Origin of the sequence: Mycobacterium sp. NAZ190054 (assembly GCF_001545925.1) — a bacterium.
Classification (GTDB): Bacteria; Actinomycetota; Actinomycetes; order Mycobacteriales; family Mycobacteriaceae; genus Mycobacterium.
The window spans coordinates 1-4702 of the sequence record NZ_LMVQ01000287.1; the positions used below are offsets into that span (position 1 = coordinate 1).

Annotated in this window: 4 protein-coding genes and 1 riboswitch; all 4 genes read left to right on the forward strand. The window is 71.4% G+C overall.

Translation table 11 applies throughout. From position 1 onward, the window contains the following. The coding region (locus ASJ79_RS19065) for a cobaltochelatase subunit CobN (protein WP_369803711.1) at positions 1-1296 on the forward strand (1296 nt) is incomplete at its 5' end. Between the two features lies 1 nt (position 1297). Then, positions 1298-2071 carry a precorrin-6A synthase (deacetylating) gene (gene cobF, locus ASJ79_RS19070; RefSeq protein WP_067958520.1) on the forward strand — a complete coding sequence of 258 codons (774 nt, stop codon included), beginning with the start codon at positions 1298-1300 and terminating at the stop codon, positions 2069-2071. Beyond that, positions 2071-3546 carry a cobyric acid synthase gene (locus ASJ79_RS19075; RefSeq protein WP_067958528.1) on the forward strand — a complete coding sequence of 492 codons (1476 nt, stop codon included), beginning with the start codon at positions 2071-2073 and terminating at the stop codon, positions 3544-3546. Before cobF ends, ASJ79_RS19075 begins: the two co-directional genes overlap by 1 nt. Further along, positions 3546-4289, forward strand: coding sequence for a cobalt-precorrin-6A reductase (locus tag ASJ79_RS19080; RefSeq protein ID WP_067958530.1), 744 nt, complete (start codon positions 3546-3548; stop codon positions 4287-4289). Before ASJ79_RS19075 ends, ASJ79_RS19080 begins: the two co-directional genes overlap by 1 nt. Positions 4290-4316: 27 nt before the next feature. Continuing rightward, positions 4317-4515: riboswitch (cobalamin riboswitch) on the forward strand. The last annotated feature ends 187 nt before the right edge of the window (positions 4516-4702 follow it).

Below are 4702 nucleotides of genomic sequence, written 5' to 3' on the forward strand. Positions count from 1 at the left end.
CCCTCGCCGGACTCCCCGACCTCCGGTGTATCGACCGCGGCTCTGGCCGGGATGAAGTTCTCGATGAACGCCTCGACGCCCTTGACCGCCGCCACCGCGAGGTCGATGCCGACCTTCAGCCAGTTCTACACCGTGGACCCGCGCGCGGTGCCGTCGCGGCTGGCGTGGCAGACCGGCCAGGCGATGGCCGACTCGTTGGTGCAGCGCTACCTCGACGACACCGGCACCTACCCCGAGTCGGTGGGCCTGTCGGTGTGGGGCACCAGCGCGATGCGCACCTCCGGCGACGACATCGCCGAGGTGCTCGCGCTGCTGGGCGTGCGGCCCGAATGGGACGAGGCGTCGCGGCGGGTGGGCCGGCTGCAGGTCATCTCACTCGAGGAACTCGGCCGTCCGCGCATCGACGTGACGGTGCGCATCTCCGGCTTCTTCCGCGACGCGTTCCCGCACGTCGTGACGATGCTCGACGACGCCGTGCAGATGGTGGCCACGCTCGACGAGCCCGACGACGCCAATTACGTCGCCGCGCACGCCCGCGCCGACCTGGCCGCCCACGGCGACCGCAGGCGGGCCACCACCCGGGTGTTCGGCTCCAAGCCCGGCTCGTACGGGGCGGGCATCCTGCAGCTGGTGGAGGCCGGCACCTGGCGGGACGACAAGGACCTCGCCGAGGTCTACACCGCGTGGGGCGGGTTCGCGTACGGCCGTGGGCTGGACGGCGTGGCGGCCGCCGATGACATGCGCACCAACTACGCCCGGATCAAGGTGGCCGCCAAGAACATCGACACCCGCGAACACGACATCGCCGACAGCGACGACTATTTCCAGTATCACGGCGGCATGGTGGCCACCGTGCGTGCGCTCACCGGCTCCGATCCCCGTGCCTACGTGGGGGATTCGACCACACCCGACGCCGTGCGCACCCGCACGCTGGCCGAGGAGACCGCCCGGGTGTTCCGCGCCCGCGTCGTGAATCCCCGGTGGATCTCGGCGATGCGCAGGCACGGGTACAAGGGCGCGTTCGAGCTCGCCGCCACCGTCGACTACCTCTTCGGTTTCGACGCCACCGCCGGGGTGGTGCACGACTGGATGTACGAGAAGCTCGCGCAGGAATACGTGCTCGACCCGGCGACCCGGGAGTTCCTCGACACCTCCAATCCCTGGGCGCTGCACGGCATCGTCGAACGGCTCCAGGAAGCCGCCGACCGCGGCCTGTGGGCCGAGCCGTCGCCGGAAACACTGCAGGCGCTGCAGCAGGCCTACCTCGAAGTCGAAGGTGACCTGGAGGACCGCTGACATGAGTGAACCGGTCCGAGTCCGGATTCTCGGTGTCGGGATGGGGCCCCAGCATGTGACCCCGGAGGTGGCCCAGGCGCTCCGCGACGCCGACTACGTACTGGCGGCGGACAAGGGCGGCGACGACCGCGACGACGGTCTCCTCGCGCTGCGGCGTGCGATCGTCGCCGCACACGCCGGACCCGACGGCCCGGTCGAGATCGTGTCGGTGGCCGACCCCGAACGCGACCGGTCCACCGGCCTGACCACCGCCGGTTACCAAGGCGCCGTTGCCGATTGGCACGACGCGCGTGCCGCACGCTACGCCGAGGTCCTGCAGGAGCGCGGCGGCACCGCGGCGTTCCTGGTGTGGGGCGACCCGTCGCTGTACGACTCGACCATCCGGGTCGTGGAGAAAGTGCGCCGGCTCGGGGTGCCGGTGGACTACGACGTCCTGCCCGGGATCAGCGCCCCGCAACTGCTCGCCGCGCGGCACCGCATCGTGCTGCACGAAGTCGGCCGGCCGGTGCACGTCACCACCGGCCGACGCATCCAGGAAGCGGTCGCGGCCGGGTTGGACAACATCGTGGCGATGCTCAATCCGCCGCCCGAACGGCTCGACCTCACCGGCCTCGACGACTGGACGATGTGGTGGGGCGCCAACCTCGGCGCCGCCGGGGAGCGCCTCGTCAGCGGGCGCGTCGCCGACGTGCTCCCCGCCGTGGTCGAGGCGCGGGCCGCCGCCAAGGAGGAGACCGGCTGGGTGATGGATCTCTTCCTGGTGAGGCGTCACTGATGCCCGGCATCCTGGTCGCGGGCACGACCAGCGACGCCGGCAAGAGCGTGGTGACCACCGGCCTGTGCCGGGCGCTGTCGCGGCGCGGCATCAAGGTCGCGCCGTTCAAAGCGCAGAACATGTCCAACAATTCGATGGTGTGCGCCGAAACCGGCGGTGACGGTGTGGAGATCGGTCGCGCCCAGTGGGTGCAGGCGGTGGCCGCGAAGGCCACGCCCGAGGCGGCGATGAACCCCGTCCTGCTCAAACCCGGCAGCGATCACCGCAGCCACGTGGTGCTGATGGGCCGCCCGTGGGGGGCGGTGGCGTCGTCGGACTGGTTGGAGGGGCGGTGTGCGCTGGCGTCCGCGGCGCACGCGGCGTTCGACGACCTGGCGTCCCGCTTCGACGTCGTGGTGGCCGAAGGCGCCGGCAGCCCGGCCGAGATCAATTTGCGGGCAGGCGATTACGTCAACATGGGACTGGCGCGGCACGCGGGGCTGCCGACCGTGGTGGTGGGCGACATCGACCGCGGCGGCGTGTTCGCGGCGTTCCTGGGCACCGTGGCGCTGCTGTCGCCGGAAGACCAGGCGCTACTGGCGGGATTCGTCGTCAACAAGTTCCGCGGCGACCCCGCACTGCTGGCACCGGGCCTGCGTGACCTGGAACGCGTGACCGGCCGGCGGGTGTACGGGACGCTGCCGTGGCATCCCGACGTGTGGCTGGACTCCGAGGACGCGCTCGATCTGCAGGGCCGCCGATCGAAAGACGACGGCGCACGACGCGTCGCGGTCATCCGGCTGCCGCGGATCAGCAACTTCACCGACGTCGACGCGCTGAGCCTGGAACCCGACCTCGACGTCGTGTTCGTCTCCGACCCCCGCGCGCTCGGCGATGCAGACCTGGTGGTGCTGCCCGGAACCCGCGCGACGATCGCCGACCTGCAGTGGTTGCGCTCCCGTGGACTCGACCGCGCACTGCAGGCTCACGCGGCCGCCGGCAAACCGTTGCTCGGCATCTGCGGGGGCTTCCAGATGCTCGGCCGCATCATCCGCGACCCGGCCGGGGTCGAGGGCCCGGTTCCCGAGGTGCCCGGGCTCGGGCTGCTCGACGTCGAAACCTCGTTCGAGGCAGCGAAAGTGCTTCGGCTGCCGCAAGGCACCGGGCTCGGCGTGCCCGCCTCCGGGTACGAGATCCACCACGGCCGGATCACCCGCGGAGCCGACGCCACCGAGTTCCTGGGGGGTGCGCGCGCGGGACAGGTGTACGGCACCATGTGGCACGGCTCGCTCGAAGGGGACGCGCTGCGCGCCGCCTTCCTGCAGCAGACCCTCGGGCTGGCCGCCTCCGGCGTCAGTTTCCCGGCCGCCCGGGAGCGCCGACTCGACCTGCTGGGCGACCTGGTCGAGCGGCACCTGGACGTGGACTCGTTGCTGACGCTCATCCGCCGGGGCCCGCCCGCCGATCTTCCCTTCCTGCCACCGGGAGCGCCCTGATGTACACACGTGTACTCGTCCTCGGTGGAACGGCGGAGGCGCGCGCCCTGGCCGCGAAGCTGGTCGCCGACGGCGTCGACGTCACCAGCTCACTGGCCGGCCGGGTCGCCGAACCACGCCTGCCCGTGGGCCCGGTGCGAATCGGCGGATTCGGCGGCGTCGAGGGTCTGCGCGCCGCGCTGACCGACTACGACGTGGTCGTCGACGCCACCCACCCGTTCGCCGCGACGATCACCGCCAACGCCGTCGCCGCGTGCACCGCAGGCCCGGCCCGCAGACCGCTGCTGCGGCTGGAACGACCCGGCTGGGCGCACCGCTCCCGGCCGTCGTGGCACTGGGTGGACACCCATGAGGAAGCCGCCGACACCGCGGCCCGGCTCGGCAGCCGGCCGTTCCTGACCATCGGCCGCCAACAGCTGCACCAGTTCGTCCCGGCGCTGCGTGAGCTGGCCGTGCTGGCCCGCGTCGTGGACGTGCCCGACCTCACACTGCCTCCGCCATGGCGGGTGGTCACCAGCCGGGGACCCTACGACCTGCCCGGCGAGCTGACGGCGTTACGCGAACACCACGCAGATGTGCTGGTGACCAAGGATTCCGGCGGTGAACACACCTGGCCGAAGATGCAGGCCGCCGAGCAACTGGGGCTGCCGGTGGTGGTCGTGCGCCGGCCTACGGTACCCGGCGACGTTCCGGTGGTCTCGACCGTCGACGAGGCGCTCGCCTGGATCCGCGCCGCCCACTGACGGGGCACCGGGGCCGGCTCGGTGAATTGCTATCCTGGACGGGCCAGTCACCTCCGTGTGGAGTAGGGAACCCGGTGCGAATCCGGGACTGACGCGCAGCGGTGTGGGGATGACGAGGCGGGCCTCTCAAAAGATCTGAGAGCCACTGGAAGCCATGCTTCTGGGAAGGCGGCCCGCCGAGGACGACCCCCGAGTCCGAATACCTGCTGGCGTCCGCGGCGCCGCCGCGGACTCTGCTCATCGGGTCTCGCTGACTGGACCCCTGAAGCGAAGGATCGCCATGCGTCCTGACCGCTGCGGGGGTCAGTTCACTGAACACCACGCCGCCGTCCTCGAGCTTGGCACGGTTGGTCTCGACGTCCTTGATGTTCTGCTCGACCTCGAACTCCGCTGCCGCCGTGGCGGCCTCCTGG

What these genes read in the sequence shown, in the direction of transcription:
- ASJ79_RS19080 (WP_067958530.1), top strand. Translation starts at nt 3,546, where the DNA reads ATGTACACACGTGTACTCGTCCTCGGTGGAACGGCGGAGGCGCGCGCC.
- ASJ79_RS19075 (WP_067958528.1), top strand. Translation starts at nt 2,071, where the DNA reads ATGCCCGGCATCCTGGTCGCGGGCACGACCAGCGACGCCGGCAAGAGC.
- cobF (WP_067958520.1), top strand. Translation starts at nt 1,298, where the DNA reads ATGAGTGAACCGGTCCGAGTCCGGATTCTCGGTGTCGGGATGGGGCCC.